The sequence below is a fragment of the Microbacterium sp. Soil_C_42 genome (assembly GCF_057656735.1).
Map to the genome: position 1 here is coordinate 45,034 of NZ_JBDGJU010000010.1, position 16,086 is coordinate 61,119.

At 70.5% G+C, this 16,086-nt stretch carries 13 protein-coding genes and 1 tRNA gene; 7 read left to right on the plus strand and 7 right to left on the minus strand.

Annotated elements, in window-relative coordinates; translation table 11 throughout:
- Nucleotides 1–33: 33 nt before the first annotated feature.
- Nucleotides 34–1,320 carry an LCP family protein gene (locus AC3A46_RS08585; RefSeq protein WP_487664780.1) on the minus strand — a complete coding sequence of 429 codons (1,287 nt, stop codon included), beginning with the start codon at nucleotides 1,318–1,320 and terminating at the stop codon, nucleotides 34–36.
- A gap of 244 nt (nucleotides 1,321–1,564) precedes the next feature.
- Here AC3A46_RS08585 and AC3A46_RS08590 point away from each other — a divergent pair, with 244 nt between their 5' ends.
- Nucleotides 1,565–3,559: a DUF4012 domain-containing protein gene (locus tag AC3A46_RS08590; protein WP_487664781.1), complete on the plus strand. Its 1,995-nt coding sequence runs from the start codon at nucleotides 1,565–1,567 to the stop codon at nucleotides 3,557–3,559.
- 38 nt (nucleotides 3,560–3,597) lie between these two features.
- Here the strand turns inward: AC3A46_RS08590 and AC3A46_RS08595 are convergent.
- The 3 genes from AC3A46_RS08595 to serS all read right to left on the minus strand — a co-directional run bounded on the left by AC3A46_RS08595 (nucleotide 3,598) and on the right by serS (nucleotide 5,914).
- A tRNA-Ser gene (locus tag AC3A46_RS08595) sits at nucleotides 3,598–3,682 on the minus strand.
- Nucleotides 3,683–3,743: 61 nt separating this feature from the next.
- A complete protein-coding gene (locus AC3A46_RS08600; RefSeq protein ID WP_487664782.1) occupies nucleotides 3,744–4,652 on the minus strand; it encodes an HAD family hydrolase in 909 nt (302 codons plus the stop codon).
- On the minus strand, nucleotides 4,649–5,914 hold the full coding sequence (gene serS, locus AC3A46_RS08605) for a serine--tRNA ligase (protein ID WP_487664783.1): 1,266 nt from the start codon (nucleotides 5,912–5,914) through the stop codon (nucleotides 4,649–4,651). Before serS ends, AC3A46_RS08600 begins: the two co-directional genes overlap by 4 nt.
- Before the next feature lie 96 nt (nucleotides 5,915–6,010).
- On the opposite strand from serS, the gene AC3A46_RS08610 reads away from it, so the two are divergent.
- Entirely contained in the window at nucleotides 6,011–7,372 is a 1,362-nt protein-coding gene (locus AC3A46_RS08610; RefSeq protein ID WP_487664784.1) for a diacylglycerol/lipid kinase family protein, read from the plus strand.
- Nucleotides 7,373–7,432: 60 nt separating this feature from the next.
- The gene (locus tag AC3A46_RS08615; protein ID WP_487664785.1) at nucleotides 7,433–8,788 is read left to right on the plus strand and encodes a cryptochrome/photolyase family protein; all 1,356 of its coding nucleotides are present in this window, start codon (nucleotides 7,433–7,435) and stop codon (nucleotides 8,786–8,788) included.
- Between the two features lie 21 nt (nucleotides 8,789–8,809).
- On the opposite strand, the gene AC3A46_RS08620 is transcribed toward AC3A46_RS08615, so the two are convergent.
- A complete protein-coding gene (locus tag AC3A46_RS08620; protein WP_487664786.1) occupies nucleotides 8,810–9,796 on the minus strand; it encodes an aldo/keto reductase in 987 nt (328 codons plus the stop codon).
- Between the two features lie 116 nt (nucleotides 9,797–9,912).
- Between AC3A46_RS08620 and AC3A46_RS08625 the strand changes: the two genes are divergently transcribed.
- Complete coding sequence (locus AC3A46_RS08625; RefSeq protein ID WP_487664787.1) at nucleotides 9,913–10,554, plus strand: NADPH-dependent F420 reductase; 642 nt, start codon at nucleotides 9,913–9,915, stop codon at nucleotides 10,552–10,554.
- A gap of 106 nt (nucleotides 10,555–10,660) precedes the next feature.
- Entirely contained in the window at nucleotides 10,661–11,725 is a 1,065-nt protein-coding gene (locus AC3A46_RS08630; protein WP_487664788.1) for an LLM class flavin-dependent oxidoreductase, read from the plus strand.
- A 15-nt stretch (nucleotides 11,726–11,740) separates the two neighbouring features.
- On the opposite strand, the gene pheA is transcribed toward AC3A46_RS08630, so the two are convergent.
- A complete protein-coding gene (gene pheA / locus AC3A46_RS08635) occupies nucleotides 11,741–12,721 on the minus strand; it encodes a prephenate dehydratase (RefSeq protein ID WP_487664789.1) in 981 nt (326 codons plus the stop codon).
- A 193-nt stretch (nucleotides 12,722–12,914) separates the two neighbouring features.
- Here pheA and pgm point away from each other — a divergent pair, with 193 nt between their 5' ends.
- A complete protein-coding gene (gene pgm, locus AC3A46_RS08640; protein WP_487664790.1) occupies nucleotides 12,915–14,558 on the plus strand; it encodes a phosphoglucomutase (alpha-D-glucose-1,6-bisphosphate-dependent) in 1,644 nt (547 codons plus the stop codon).
- A gap of 89 nt (nucleotides 14,559–14,647) precedes the next feature.
- Here the strand turns inward: pgm and AC3A46_RS08645 are convergent, their stop codons facing one another.
- Nucleotides 14,648–14,929: a GlsB/YeaQ/YmgE family stress response membrane protein gene (locus tag AC3A46_RS08645; RefSeq protein ID WP_487664791.1), complete on the minus strand. Its 282-nt coding sequence runs from the start codon at nucleotides 14,927–14,929 to the stop codon at nucleotides 14,648–14,650.
- 184 nt (nucleotides 14,930–15,113) lie between these two features.
- Here AC3A46_RS08645 and AC3A46_RS08650 point away from each other — a divergent pair, with 184 nt between their 5' ends.
- A complete protein-coding gene (locus AC3A46_RS08650) occupies nucleotides 15,114–16,028 on the plus strand; it encodes a DUF6807 domain-containing protein (protein ID WP_487664792.1) in 915 nt (304 codons plus the stop codon).
- The last annotated feature ends 58 nt before the right edge of the window (nucleotides 16,029–16,086 follow it).

Below are 16,086 nucleotides of genomic sequence, written 5' to 3' on the forward strand. Positions count from 1 at the left end.
GGCCCCCTCTCGAGGGCCGCTTGTCCGATGCCATCAGCCGTTGGACCTGACGTTTCCGGCGGAGCAGGTCTGCTGAGCGGCGTTCTGGCCCGGGATGTTGTTCGGGAGAGCGACGGCGGTCTCGCTCGGTGCGGGCGTCGCCGAGGGGTCGGCGGTCGCCGTGGGTGCGGGGTCGGCGGGCGCCTCGGTCGGCTGCGGGTCGGCCACGATCACTCCTCCGGTGAGTTCCTGGTCGTGCGTGACTTCGATCGGCTCGTTCGCCGCGAGCGCCGCCCACAGCTGTTCGGCCGAGTCGTAGTCGGGCACGACGCGGTTGACGTCGGCGGGGTCGGTCAGCACCGGGTACTGAACGAACACGATGTCTTCGAACGGCACGTTCTTGACGGCCAGCGCGATCTGCACCAGCGTCATCGGGTTGGTCAGCGACTTGCTCGGCGTGATGTTGTCGACCGCCGTCGCCGCGAGCTTGTACAGCGTCGCCGGGTTCGACAGCACCTCGTCGCTCACGAGCTTGCGTGCGAGGCTCGACATGTACTGCTGCTGGTTGCTGATACGCGCCAGATCGCTGCCGTTCTGCAGACCGTGGCGGGTGCGCAGGAACTGCAGGGCCTCGACGCCCTGGATCGTGCGGGAACCCGCCGGCCAGTTGATGCCGGTGTACCTGTCCTTGATGCCGCCGTTGCCGATGCAGACCTCGACGCCGCCGATCGAATCGGTGATGTTGATGACGTTGCCGAAGCTCACCTTCGCGGCGAACGGGATGTTCTGGCCACTGAGTTCCTTGATCGTCTTGGCGACGCAGGAGAGTCCGCCGTATCCCCACGCTTCGTTGATCTGCGTCTTGCTCGTACCCGACGTCGTCGAGCCGTCCTCGCGCGTGCACGACGGGATCGGCACCATGAGGTCACGCGGGAACGAGACCACGGTGACGCGACGCGGATTGTCGGAGATGTGCACGAGCATGTTGACGTCGTTGAGCTGCCCCGCGGCGTCCGCTCCCGTGCAGCGGTCGCCGAAGATGGAGGCGAACTCCTCTTCGCACTCGTCGGTGCCGACGAGGAGAACATCGACGCCGCCCTCGATCGCACCGATGTCGGGCGGGACCGAGCCCTGGCCCTCGAGCTCGACTGCGCTTTCGGTGAAGCTCGTCGTGAAGTCGGTCGCAGCGTACGCGGCGACGCCGGCGCCCGACACCAGCACAACGGCGGCGACGATGCCGACGAGCTTCAGGACGAAACCGAACGGGCTCGGAGACGACAGCTCACCGTGACGGGCCACCGTGCGGCGGCCGCGCCTCGTGGGCTTGTGCGTCGAGCTCACTCGGTTCCTCTCCCCATCAGGATCGTCACGCCGCGGAGGACGCGATGGGGCAACCCGCGCGACGTCACCGCAGACAAGAATTCCACAGTCGTTCCATCATTCGCTCGCACAACGTCAGAGCGCTGCCGAAGCACCGGGGTATCCTCCCACACCGCCCTGTGGGTGCGCTGAGGGCGCGCGCGGCGGCGACGACCGACCCCCGCGCGTCAGATTCCCGTCACCGTCACCCGGTAGCATCCTGGCCGTGACCGCCTCTGGGCCCTCGCCGGCACCGCATCCAGCCACGACGCGTCGTCCTGCCCGCAGACGGTCGGCAGCGACCCCGCTTGCCCGCCACGCCGCGCGGGAGACGAAGGCGCAGCTCCGCCGCAGGCGCAGGTACCTCCTGCTGTGCATGGTGGTGGGCCCGGTCGCGACGGTGCTTCTCGTCGGGCTGTTCACCGTCGGGGCGTTCGTGCAGCAGGTACTGCAGGTTCGTGAAGACATGGAAGCCGCGAAGGAGCAGCTGACGGTGCTCGCCGCCGCCGCCGTCTCCATGGACGTCGCCGGGCTGCAGCAGGCGAGCGACGACGTCGTCATCCGGACGGAACGGGCGCGAGCCACGGCGAACGGCGTCCTGTGGGATCTCGCCGCGGAACTCCCCCAGGTGGGCAACAACGTGCTCGCGGTGCGCACCGTGGCAGAAGCGGTGAACACGATCACGTCGCAGTCGCTGCCGCCCCTGGTCGCCATGATCGCCGCCGCCGGCACGGATGAGCGCAGCGAGGACAGCCTCGGGATCGACCTGCGGCCCTTCCTCGGGGCCGGACCGGTTCTGCCGACGATCATCTCGTCCCTCGAGGACGCATCGGCGATCGCTGCGGGTATGGATCGGACGGGTGTGCTCCCGGCCGTGTACGAACCCCTCGACGGGATGGTGGAGCTGATCGCTGTGGCCGTTCCGGCCCTGAACATCGTGCAGGAGCACCTGCCGGCGATCCTGCATGCCGCGGGCGCGGACGAGCCCATGCTGTACCAGCTGATGATCCAGACGCCGGCGGAGATCCGTGCGACGGGCGGCGGGCCCGCCCATTGGCTGGTGCTGAAGGTCGACAACGGCCGGATGGAGCTGCTCGGCCAGGAGAACGGCGTGGACCTGATGTACAGCGAACTTCCCTCGCTGGGCTTCGACACTGTCAACGGGTCGCTCATCAAGCTGCCGGCGCAAACCCGCTCGCTGTACCCCTTCGAGCTGGCGAACTGGTCGTCGAACTTCACGATGACCCCGCACTTCCCCCGTGCCGTGGAGCTGTTCCAGGCGACGCGCGAGTTGACCGGGAAGCAGGAGTTCGACGGGGTGATCTCCATCGACCCGATCGTGCTGGCCCACATGCTCGAGGCGACGGGGCCGCTGACCCTCGCCTCCGGCGAGACGGTGAGCTCCGAGAACACCGCCTCCTTGCTGATGAGCGAGCCGTACGAGCGGTTCGGGACCGACAACGCCGCGATGGACGCGTACTTCAGCGAGGTGACGTCCGTCATGTTCGACGCGCTCACCGGCGGAGGCTGGGAGATCGGCGCGATGTGGGATCAGCTCGTGCGAAGCGCCGCAGAGGGCCGCGTGTTCGCGTGGTTCGAGGATGACGGGCTGCAGTCGCTCGCGCACGAGTACGGCCTGGACGGAGTCCTCCGGGAGGACACGACGGAGGCCACGCAGCTCGGCATCTACTTCAACGACTACACCGTCGGCAAGCTCAACTACTGGCTCGACTACACGCAGCGTGCGAGCTGCGACGTGGAGGAGCGCACGATCACGGTCACGATGGATCTGCACAGTCGCATGAGCGAGGACATCAAGAGCGAGTACACACTGGGGCTGCGCAACCAGTTCCGCGGGATCGATCCGCGCACGATGATGCTGGACGTGCTGTTCTTCGCCCCTCCCGGCGCGGAGATCCTGTGGACCGACCCTCAGCGGGGCGACTGGCAGGACTCCGCGAACTGGCAGGGCAATCGTTTCCGCGACCGTTCCGGCGTCGACCACGACAACACCGCGGTCAGCCGCACCCTTCTCCTCGAGATGGGCGAGAAGCGGACGATCTCGTACGAGGTCGAGCTTCCCGACGGTGACCTGGGCCCGCTGGAGCTGCGGCACTCGCCCGGACCCAACCACACCGAGGTCACGGTCGACGCGAACTGCGGCGCGCTCTTCGCGAGCCCGGAGGGCTCCCGCAACGTGATGCTGTCGAAGATCGGCTGAGCCTCGACGCCGCGGGATGCCGCGTCAGAGGCGCTCTGCGGAGGGTGTGGGATTCGAACCCACGGGACATTGCTGCCCACTGGTTTTCAAGACCAGGTCCATCGGCCGCTCGGACAACCCTCCCGACCGATGCGACCGCAAGCGGAGGCATCCGTCGAACAAGCGTCGAGTCTAGCCGACGGCGTCAGAGGCGGCGGAGCACGGCGGCCACGCCGCCCTCGTGCACCGAGTCGGTGATCTCGCCCGCGGCGTCGCGCACTTCCTGGGGCCCCTGCGCCATCGCGACCGCACGGCCGCCGTTGTCGAGAGCCCAGCGGAACATGCCGACGTCGTTGCGACCGTCGCCCATGACGAGGACGTGCGCGGGATCGATGCCGAGCTCGGTGCGCACCAGCTCGAGTCCGGTGCTCTTGTCGACGCCCTTCGGCGCGATGTCGAGCCAGGCGGTCCAGCCGACCGCGTAGGAGACGTGGTTGAGGCCGATGCGCTTCACGAGGTCGACGAAGTCCTGCTCGCCCTTGTCGGGAGAGACGACGACCACACGGCAGACCGGCTGAGCGCCCAGCTCCTCGAACGGCACGCGGCGCGCGTGGACGAGGTTCCAGTCCTCGAGGTACTCGGTGTACAGACGGTGCCCGTCGGCGAGTTCGACGAGGTATCGGGCGTCGGGCAGGTGCACCCGCAGCTGCTCGAGCACCTCGCGCGGGTCGAACGTCTCGACGTGCCAGCGCTCGTAGCGCAGCTCGTCGGCCTCGACGCGCTTGAGCACGACGGCGCCGTTGGAGCACACCACGAACTCGGGCGCGATGCCCAGCACGCGCACGATGCCGCGGGTGCCCTCCCAGCTGCGCCCTGTCGCGACCATCACCTCGTGGCCGGCGCGGTGCGCATGCTCGACGGCGTCGACGACGCCGGGGCTGAGCGATTCGTCCTCGAGGAGGACGGTGCCGTCGATGTCGAGGGCGATGAGAAGCTGCTCGGTGGCGACGGCGGGGTTCTCGGTGTCGCGCGCGACCTGCTCGACGAGCTTCGCGGCCTTCTTCGGCGCGACGACCTTGATGGAGCCGGTCTTCGGCAGGTGCGCTTCGCTCACTCGATGGGCTCCATCACCTCGAGCCCGCCGAGGAAGGGCCGCAGCACCTCCGGCACCGTGACGGAGCCGTCCTCGCGCTGGTGGGTCTCGAGCAGTGCGACGATCCATCGGGTGGTGGCGAGCGTGCCGTTGAGCGTCGCGACGGGCTGCGTCTTGCCGCCTTCGGGCCGGTAGCGGATGTCGAGCCGACGCGCCTGATAGGTCGTGCAGTTCGACGTCGAGGTGAGCTCGCGGTACGCGTTCTGCGTGGGCACCCAGGCCTCGACGTCGTACTTGCGGGCGGCGCTCGAGCCGAGGTCGCCGGCGGCGACGTCGATCACGCGGTACGACAGGCCGAGATCCTGCAGCATGCCCTCCTGCAGCGCGACGAGGCGCAGGTGCTCCTCCTCCGCCTGCTCGGGCGTCGTGTAGACGAACATCTCGAGCTTGTTGAACTGGTGCACGCGGATGATGCCGCGGGTGTCCTTGCCGTACGAGCCGGCCTCGCTGCGGTAGCAGGTCGACCACCCGGCGTAGCGCTTCGCGCCGCGCGACAGGTCGAGGATCTCGTCCATGTGGTAGCCGGCCAGCGGCACCTCGCTCGTGCCGACGAGGTACAGGTCGTCGTCTTCGAGGTGGTAGACCTCGGCGGCGTGCTTGCCGAGGAAGCCGGTGCCGCGCATGACCTCGGGACGCACCAGCGTCGGCGGGATGATCGGCGTGAAGCCGGCCTGCAGCGCCCGGTCGAGCGCGAGGTTCATGAGCGCGATCTCGAGCCGCGCGCCGATGCCGGTGAGGAAGTAGAAGCGGCTCCCCGACACCTTGGTGCCGCGCTCCATGTCGATCGCGCCGAGCTTCTCGCCCAGCTCGAGGTGGTCGCGCGGCTCGAAGCCGAACGCCGGGACCTCGCCGTGCGTGCGCAGCGTGACGAAGTCGTCTTCGCCGCCCGCCGGCACACCCTCGATGACGATGTTCTCGAGCGCTCCGAAGGCTTCGGCGGATGCCTCCTCCGCCGCGGCGACCGCGTGATGAGCCTGCTTCACGCGTTCGCTGAGGTCCTTCGCCTCGGCGACGAGCGCGGCCTTCTCCTCCTTGGGAGCCTGCGCCACCTTCTTGCCGTGCGCGTTCTGAGCGGCACGGAGCTCCTCGAAGGCGGTGATCGCGGCGCGTCGCGCCCGGTCGGCCTCGACTGCGGCGTCGACGGTGTCGGGTGACTCTCCCCGCGCTTCCTGCGAGCGCTTGACCAGCTCGGGATTGTCGCGAAGCAGCACGGGATCGATCACCCTGCAAGCTTAGTCGGCGACCGCAAGCGCAGACCCGAGGGGCCGGGCCCACGTCGGATGCGCTCACGGGGAGATTCGGGTCCTAATCTGTACCTCATGGCGACGGCATCCGGATCGGGCGACGAGGTTCCCGCCGACGGCGTCCCCGCCGACGGCGTCCCCGCAGAAGACGTGCGGACCGGCGAGATCCCCGCCGACCTCGCTCCCCACCCCGCCGACAAGATCTACGCCGACGGACCCGGCACCTCCGAGCTCGACCTCGCCGAGGTGCAGCAGAAGATATCGGATGCTGCGCCCTCCGCCGCCGCGCCCGCGTCCGGTCCCGCCGCGCCCAGCCCTGCAAAGGCCGCCGAGCCCGACGACGTCATCCGTCAGCCCGATGACGTCGAGCCCGACACGGCCCACAACGAGAGGGGCCACGCGCGTCGCGTCGGCCCGGACGGCGCCACCCGCCCGATCTCGGAGGACGGCGAGCGACCCTCGCCGAAGGCGGCGCTGGTGTACAACCCGATCAAGGTCGACGCCGGCACGCTGCGAGACACGGTCACGCGCCTCGCGGCGAAGGCCGGATGGTCGGAGCCCCTCTTCTACGAGACCACGGTGGACGACCTCGGCGACGACGTCACGCGCCATGCCCTCGAGGAGGGCGTGGACGCGGTGCTCGTCGCCGGCGGCGACGGCACGGTGCGCGCCGTGTCCGAGGCGATGAGCGGCAGCGGCGTGCCGCTCGCGATCGTTCCCAGCGGCACGGGCAACCTGCTGGCCCGCAACCTCAAGCTCCCCCTCACCGAGCCCGCCGCGATGGTGCAGGCGGTCTTCGACGGCGACACGCTCGCCATGGACGTCGGCTGGACCGAACTCGCCCGACCCGACGGAACGACGGCCGAGCACGCCTTCGTCGTGATGGGCGGCATCGGCCTCGACGCCGCCATGATCGCCAACACGAACCCGCAGCTGAAGAAGACCGTCGGCTGGGTCGCCTACGTCGACGGCGCGGCGCGCTCGCTGCCCAAAGCGAAGCCCTTCCGCGTCGTGTACGAGCTGCCTGGCCACCGGCTGCACTCGTCCAAGGTGCAGAGCGTGCTGTTCGCCAACTGCGGCAAGCTCCCGGCCGGGCTCGACCTCATCCCCGAGGCATCCATCGCCGACGGCGCGCTCGACATCGTCATCTTCCAGCCCAAGGGACTGTTCGGCTGGCTCTTCGTCTGGCGACGCGTCGCGTGGGACAACAGCTTCCTGCGCCGCTTCCGCGCCGGTCGCCGCGTGCTGTCGCTGCGCACGAAGGACAGCGCCGTCGTCTACTCGCGCGGCGCCGGCATCGAGCTCGCGACGCACGAGGCGCGCCCGGTCCAGCTCGACGGCGACGAGTTCGGCGAGGCGCTCTCGGTCAAGACCCGGGTGGAGGCCTCCGCACTCCTCGTCGTGGTCCCCAAGGGCCACACCACCGACGGCCTCTGACCGCGCCTCGCGGTTGTCAAGACCGCCGATCCGGCGCCTCCGCCCCGGCAGGATGGGGCCATGGCCCGACCGTCGATCGTGTGGTTCCGCGATGACCTCCGCCTCGCCGACAACCCCGCGCTGCGTGCGGCGATCGACCGCGGCGAGCCGATCATCGCGCTCTACGTGCTCGACGAGGAGTCTCCCGGAATCCGCCCGCTCGGCGGCGCCGCTCGGTGGTGGCTGCACCACTCGCTCGCCTCGCTCGGCGAGCGGCTGCGCGAGCGCGGTGCGACCCTCGTCCTGCGCCGCGGCCCCGCCGAGCGCGTCGTGCGGGAACTGGTGACGGATGCCTCGGCCGGCGCCGTCTTCTGGAACCGGCGCTACGGCGGCCCCGAGCGGGACGTCGACGCCGCGCTCAAGGCGGGGCTGCGCGACGAGGGCGTCGAGGTCGCCTCCTTCGCCGGCTCGCTGCTCTTCGAACCCTGGACCGTGAAGACCGGCGCCGGAACGCACTTCTCGGTGTTCACCCCGTTCTGGCGCGCCTGCCTCGCACTGCCGTCGCCGCGTGCACCGCTGCCGGAGCCGCGCGAGGTCGACGGCGGGCGCGGGGGCGCAGCATCCGATTCCCTCGACGACTGGGGACTGCTCCCCCGCCACCCGGACTGGGCGGCCGGGCTGCGCGAGACGTGGGAACCGGGCGAGCCCGCGGCACGACGGCGACTGCGCGAGTTCCTCGACGACGACCTCGCCACGTACGACCGGGCGCGGGACGAGCCCGCGGCCGGCGCGACGTCGCTGTTGTCGCCCCGGCTTCGATGGGGCGAGGTGAGCCCGTACACCGTGTGGCACGAGACGGTCGAGGCCGGGCACGGCGGGCGCTTCCTCTCGGAGCTCGGCTGGCGCGAATTCGCGTGGCACACGCTCTTCCACTTCCCGGAGCTCGCGACGAAGAACCTGCGGCCCGAGTTCGACGCGTTCCCGTGGCCCCGGCTCAAGCCCACGCACCTCGCGGCGTGGCAGCGGGGACGCACCGGCGTCCCGCTCGTCGACGCGGGCATGAGGGAGCTCTGGGCGACCGGCTACATGCACAACCGGGTGCGGATGGTCGCCGCATCGTTCCTCGTCAAGAACCTGCTGATCGACTGGCGGCGCGGTGAGGAGTGGTTCTGGGACACGCTCGTCGACGCCGACGAGGCGAACAACCCCTTCAACTGGCAGTGGGTCGCCGGCTCGGGCGCCGATGCCGCACCGTACTTCCGGATCTTCAACCCGGAGCTGCAGGCGAAGAAGTTCGACGCCGACGGGCACTACCAGCGCGAGTGGGCTCCCGAGTCGCTGGGCGACGACGGGCCCGAGCCCCTCGTCGATCTCGGCGAGACCCGCAAGGCGGCGCTGGCGGCGTACGAGCACGTCAAGCGGGCCGCGCGCTCCTGAGCGCACGACCCGCTCGAGGCGTCACCAGGCGTAAGCCTCCGGAGCCTGCCCGCCCGGACCGGGGAACAGCTCGTCGAGGGCCGCGAGATCCTCGGCGCTCAGGTGGATGTCGAGAGCCGAGACGGCCGACTCGAGCTGGGCGACCGTGCGGGGACCGATGATCGGACCCGTGACACCGGGCTGATGCAGAAGCCACGCGAGGCCGAGTGCCGACGGCGTCCAGCCGCGCTCCTTCGCGAACCCCTCGTACGCGGCGATCTGGTCGCGGCGCTGCTCACGCTGCGACGTGATGCGCTCGGATCCGGACCGGGCGGCAGCATCCGTCGATCCTCCGCTGAGAAGTCCGCCCGCGAGCGGCGACCAGGGCAGGATGCCGAGGCCGTAGTTCTGCGCCGCCGGGATCACCTCGAGCTCGATCGCGCGCTGCGTGAGGTTGTACAGCGACTGCTCGCTCACGAGCCCCAGGAAGTGACGCTGAGCCGCGATCTCGTTCGCCTGCGCGATGTTCCACGCCGCGAAGTTCGAGCTGCCGGTGTAGACGACCTCGCCCTTCGCGACCAGCACCTCCATCGACTGCCAGAGCTCCTGCCACGGGATGTGCCGGTCGATGTGATGGAACTGGTACAGGTCGATGCGGTCGGTCTGCAGGCGCTTGAGCGACCCGATCGCCTCGCGCCGCACCTGCCACGCGGACGCGCCGCGCGCGTTGACCACGTCGCCGTCGGCGGTCGGATCGACCATCGGCGAGTGCACCTTGGTGGCCAGCACGACGTCATCGCGGACGCCGGGCCGGGCGGCGAACCAGCGCCCGATGATCTCTTCGGTGGCGCCACGGCCACCCGAGCCGCCGTAGCCGTTGGCGGTGTCGATGAAGTTGATGCCGAGCTCCAGCGCGCGGTCGAGGATGGCGAACGAGTCCTCCTCCGAGGTGCGGTCGCCGAAGTTCATCGTCCCGAGCACGATCCGCGAGACGGAGGTGCCGGTTCGTCCGAGGTGGGTGTAATCCATGCGGCCATCGTCACACGGCCTCGTGCGGTGACGGGCCGAATCGCGAAATCGTTTCCTGATCCTCCTTCCGTGAAGGATCTGGAATGGGATGCTGCGCCCCGAGGTTGCGTGTCGACATGACCACGATCGGAATCATCGGTGCAGGACACATCGGCAGCGCGCTCGCCCGCGCTTTCTCGGGACTCGGCTACGACGTCGTGATCTCGAACTCACGCGGACCCGAGAGCCTCGCGGGGCTCGTCGACGAACTGGGGCCGAAGGTGAGCGCAGCGACCGCCGCCGCCGCGGCCGGGGCCGCCGACATAGCGGTGGTGACGGTGCCCCTGAAGGCGCTGAAGGACGTCCCGGTCGAGCCGCTCGCCGGCAAGATCGTGCTCGACACGAACAACTACTACTTCGAGCGCGACGGCCACATCGGCGCCCTCGACCGCGGGGAGGCGACGACTTCGGGCCTCCTCCAGCAGCACCTGCCGACCTCGAAGGTCGTGAAGGCGTTCAACCACCTGTACGCGTCAGACATCAACGCCGGCGGGCTCGCCGCCGGCGACCCGCAGCGTCGTGCCCTCGGCACCGCGAGCGACGACGCCGATGCCATCGAGTTCGTCACCGGCGTCTACGACGCGCTGGGTTTCGACACCGTGAGCGCCGGCCCGCTGAGCGAGTCATGGCGCCTCGAGCGCGACCGCCCGGCCTACGTCGTCGCGCAGACCGCCGGCGAGCTGCGCGACAACCTCGCCAAGGCGAACCGCCTGCCCTGAGTTCTGACCGCGCTCGGCGCGTTTCGTCTCGCTCGTTCCTCGCTCGCTCAACGAGCGGGATAGGTGATCCGGAATGCGGATGCCGGGGCGCGGGTTGCCTTCAGCGATGAGCACTGCGACCCCCGCCCCGGCCCTGTCCGTCCTCGACCTCGTTCCGGTGCGCACCGGGCAGACGAGCGCGCAGGCGGTCGCGGCATCCCTCTCCGTCGTGGATGCGGCGGATCGGCTCGGCTATCGCCGGTACTGGTTCGCCGAGCACCACAACATGCCGGCTGTCGCCTCGACCACTCCCCCGGTGCTCGCGGCGGCCGCCGCCGCGCGGACGTCGCGCATCCGGCTCGGGTCGGGCGGCGTCATGCTGCCGAACCACTCCCCGCTCGTCGTCGCCGAGCAGTTCGCGGCGCTCGAGGCCCTCGCGCCAGGGCGCATCGACCTCGGCCTCGGTCGGGCGCCGGGCTCGGACCCGGTCATCACGCAGCTGCTGCGCCAGAGCGGCACCACGAGCGACGTCGAGCGGTTCCCGGACCACGTGCGCGACATCATGTCGCTCGTCGCGCCGGACGGCGCCTCACTGCGCTTCACGTCCGGCGGCACCTACGACGTGCACGCGACGCCGGCCGCCGCGACCACGCCCGAGGTGTGGCTGCTCGGCTCGAGCGACTACTCCGCGCAGCTCGCCGCCTCGCTGGGCCTGCCGTACGTGTTCGCGAACCACTTCTCGGGCGAGGGCCTCGAGCGCGCGCTCGACCTCTACCGTTCTTCCTTCGTACCCTCCGAGGCGCTCGCGGCACCCCGCACCTTCCTGACCGCGAACGTGCTCGTCGCCCCGACGCAGGACGAGGCCGAGGCGCGCACTCTGCCCAACCTCCGCATGACGGCGCGCCTGCGCACCAACAAGCCGCTCGTTCCGCTCGAGACCGTCGAGCACGCGCTCGCGAACGCGGCGGACTTCGCCGGCCTCGGCGACACCTTCATGGCCTCGGCCCGCGCGAAGTGGTTCGTCGGCACGGCGTCGGCCGTGGCATCCGATCTCCGCTCCTTCGCCGCGACGCACGACGTCGACGAGGTGATGATCTCCCCGATCGCCGGATCGTACGAGAACGAGCCGATGGATGCCGCACCCGGCCGCCTGCAGACCCTCGAGCTGCTGGCCGCCGAGCTCGGGCTCTGAGCCCGGCGGGGCTCGTCAGTCCTGGACTTCGGGTTCCCCGGAGAGGAGACCCCGCAGCCAGTCGCGCGCCTCGACGAACACGTCATCGGCGTAGCGCTCGGGGTAGCGCACGACGGCGCGATCGGCGCGCGGGTACGACCCGAGGAACGTGACACGGGGGCTGAACCGGCGCAGGCCCATCAGCGCGTCGGCCATGCGCTCGTCCTCGAGGTGCCCGTCGGCGTCGACGACGAAGCGGTACCGGCCGAGCTCGTCGCCGATCGGGCGCGAGGCCAGCAGCGACAGGTTGATGCCGCGGGTGGCGAACTGCTCCAGCATCTCGAGCAGCGCGCCGGGGTGATCGTCGGGCAGTTCGACGATGAGCGACGTCTTGTCGGCGCCGGTGGGCGGCGGCGGCACGACCGTGCGGCTCACGAGCACGAAGCGGGTCACCGCGTTGGGGTTGTCGCCGATGTTCGAGGCCAGCAGTTCGAGCTGGTGGTGCTCGAGGATCCCGGGAGGGGCGATCGCCGCGTCTGCGTCGCTCGATCCGTCCAGCAGCCCCATCGCACTCGCGACGTTGCTCGCCGCCGGCACGTGGGCGTGGGCGGGAAGCGCGGCCGAGAGCCACTGCAGGCACTGCGCGTACGCGACGGGGTGCGCGGCGATGAGCGAGACGTCCTCGAGTCGCGCACCCGGACGCCCGACGAGGACGAACTCGACGGGCACGAGATACTCGCCGACGATGCGCAGGCCCGGCACCGTCGCGAGGGCGTCCTGCGCGGTCGAGACGCCGCCGTCGACCGAGTTCTCGATCGCGATCATCGCGGCGTCGGAGCGCCCCTCGACGACGTCGGCGAGCGCCTCCCCCACGTTGCGCACCGGCCGCCACTCGTGGCCGCGGGCCTCCGGCACCTGGGCGAGCGCCGCCTCGGTGAACGTGCCCGCGGGGCCCAGGAAGCTGTAGGTGCGGCGGGCGGGAACGGATGCCTCGGCGGAGGCGACCTCGGAAGTCACGCGTGCCAGCCTAGCCCGGGCCCCGTGGGCCCGATCCCGGCCATAACTCAGGATGGAGGTCGCGCGACATCGACCCCGCCCGCGCAATTCCGGGGGCCGCGCCCACGGCGCGGCGCACCGGTCCTGAATTGCGCACCGGCGCAGGGTGTCACGGACCGTGCGCGGCAGGCCGAGGACGGGCAGACTGGGACGCATGACTCGCGCAGGACAGCCGGCCGACGCATCCGACCTCATCGACATCGATGAGCTGATCGCCGCCTATTACGACCTCAAGCCGGACCCCGCCGTCCCCGAGCAGCGCGTCGCGTTCGGGACGAGCGGGCACCGCGGCTCGTCGCTGTCGGCGAGCTTCAACGAGACCCACATCCTCGCCACGACGCAGGCGATCGTCGACTACCGCAAGGCCCAGGGCATCGAGGGCCCGCTGTTCCTCGGGCGCGATACGCACGGCCTGTCGCTGCCGGCGGAGCGCAGCGCGATCGAAGTGCTCGTCGCGAACGGCATCGACGTGCGCGTGGACTCGCGGGACTCGTGGGTGCCGACCCCCGCGCTCAGCCACGCGATCCTCGCCTACAACCGCGGGAAGGATGCCGCCGACCCGGGCCGCGCCGACGGCATCGTCGTGACGCCGAGCCACAACCCGCCGCGCGATGGCGGCTTCAAGTACAACCCGCCGAACGGCGGGCCCGCCGATACCGACGCCACGGGCTGGATCGCGAACCGCGCGAACGAGCTCATCGCGGCGGACCTCGACGGCGTGGCCCGTACGCCGTTCAAGGACCTCGACGGCGACAAGCTCGGCGAGTACGACTTCCGTGACGCTTATGTGCGCGACCTCGCGAACATCATCGACGTGGAGGCCATCCGCTCGGCCGGCGTGCGCATCGGCGCCGACCCGCTGGGCGGCGCCTCGGTCGAGTACTGGGCGCTCATCGCCGAGGTGCACGGGCTCGACCTCACCGTCGTGAACCCGGACGTCGACCCGACGTGGAAGTTCATGACGCTCGACTGGGACGAGAAGATCCGCATGGACCCGTCGTCGCCGTCGGCGATGGCGGCTCTCGTCGCCCGCCGCGAGGAGTACGACATCCTCACCGGCAACGACGCCGACGCTGACCGGCACGGCATCGTGACGCCCGACGCCGGGCTGATGAACCCCAACCACTACCTCGCGGTCGCGATCGACTACCTGTACTCGCACCGGCCGGACTGGCCGACGGATGCCGCGGTCGGCAAGACCCTCGTGAGCTCGATGATCATCGACCGCGTGGCCGAATCCCTCGGGCGCGAGCTGCTCGAGGTACCGGTCGGGTTCAAGTGGTTCGTGCCCGGGCTGCTGGACGGATCCGTCGCCTTCGGCGGCGAGGAGTCGGCGGGAGCGTCGTTCCTCCGCAAGGACGGCTCCGTCTGGACCACCGACAAGGACGGCATCCTGCTGTGCCTCCTGGCCTCCGAGATCCTCGCGGTCACCGGGAAGACGCCCTCGCAGCGATACGCGGAGCTCGAGGCCGAGTTCGGTGCGTCGGCGTATCAGCGCGTGGACGCCCCGGCGTCGCCCGCGCAGAAGGCCGCACTCGGCAAGCTCGCCCCGGAGGCGGTCACCGCGACCGAGCTCGCCGGCGAGCCGATCACCGCGAAGCTCTCGCACGCGCCGGGCAACGGCGCCGCGATCGGCGGCCTCAAGGTGCAGACCGAGCACGCGTGGTTCGCCGCGCGTCCGTCGGGCACCGAGGACGTGTACAAGCTGTACGCCGAGTCGCTGCGCGGACCCGAGCACCTCACCCAGGTGCAGGCCGAGGCCCGCGAGGTCGTGTCGCAGGCCCTCGCCGGCGCCTGACCGCCGCCGCACACAGCGACGCCCGGACCCGTGCGAGGGAGCGCACGGATCCGGGCGAAGCGTTGTGCGTTCGAACCCGGGGCAGCCGGTCAGGCGCGGTTGACGCCGCGGCGACGCGTGAAGAGCACGTAGAGGCCGAGCACGACGATCGCGCCGAGGATCGAGCCGATGATGCCCGACGGCTGCAGGAAGCCGCCGTTCGGGTCGCTGCCGAACAGCAGGAAGCCGAGGAAGCCGCCGACGAACGAGCCGACGATTCCGAGGACGATCGTCAGCAGGATGCCCATGCTCTGCTTACCGGGGATGACGGCGCGAGCGATGAGGCCGGCGATCAGGCCGATGACGATCAGGCCGAGGATGGTCCAGAGCATGTTTCTCTCCTTCAGTCTCGTGGACTCCGCGGGGGGTGCGGGGTCTCGTATGAGATGACGAAGACGCTATCGCCGCCGTGGCGCGCGGGGATGCCACTACCGCTCGGGCCTCGGGAGCGGTACATTACGCGTCCGCGCGGGTAGCGGGCAAGCGTTTTCCGACGATCTGGGCCACAATGGGACCGTGACCGACCTCACTCTCCGCCTCGATCAGACCGACCTGACCGTCACTGCTGCCGGCGTCGACATCGCGCGCTACGCGTTCGACCCGGGCGGCGAGATCTCCGAAGGCCCCAAGCCCTTCCTCCACCCGCTGCGCGCGCTGGACGGCGCGCTGCTCACCGGCTTCCGCCCGTGGGACCACCGCTGGCACAAGGGCCTCCAGATGACCTGGACTCACGTGTCGGGCCAGAACTTCTGGGGCGGGAACACGTTCCGTCCCGAGCACGGCGACTACGCGCTCCTCGACAACGTCGGCACCATCCGGCACGACGGATTCACGGCGGTCACCGACGCCGGGGCCGAGGTCTCCTTCACCGAGGAGCTCACGTGGATCACGCAGGGCGGCGACGAGTGGCTCGCCGAGACCCGCACGCACCGCTTCCACGGCGTCGACACCGACCGCGGCCTCTGGATGCTCGACTTCTCGACGGCTCTGCGCAACGTGTCCGGACGCGAGCTCGAACTCGGCAGCCCGACGACCGAGGGGCGCCCCGGCGCCGGCTACACCGGCTTCATGATCCGGATGCCTCGCGCCTGGACCGGCGGCCGCGTGCTGGCAGGCGGCTTTCCCGACGACGCCGGCGACGACGGTGTGATGGGCCAGGTCGCGCCGTGGGTGGCCTTCTCAGGCGAGCACGACGACGTGGACGGCGGCGCCACCGTGCTCGCGTTCGCGGGCACCTCGACCGGAGCGCCCCCGATCCGCTGGTTCGTGCGCAGCGAGCCGATCCCGGTGCTGGCACCGTCGCCCTCGTTCGACGAGTACGTCGTGCTGGCCCCGGGCGCCGAGGTGTCGCTCGCGCATCGCCATGTCTTCGGCGACCGCGTGTGGACTCCCGACGAGACGCGGGCCCTGGCGGAGGAACTCGCACCGTAGTCGAGGGGGAGCGCGTTCCCAGCTCCTCGCGCGTCGCCCCTCCGACAGGTCAACCGGG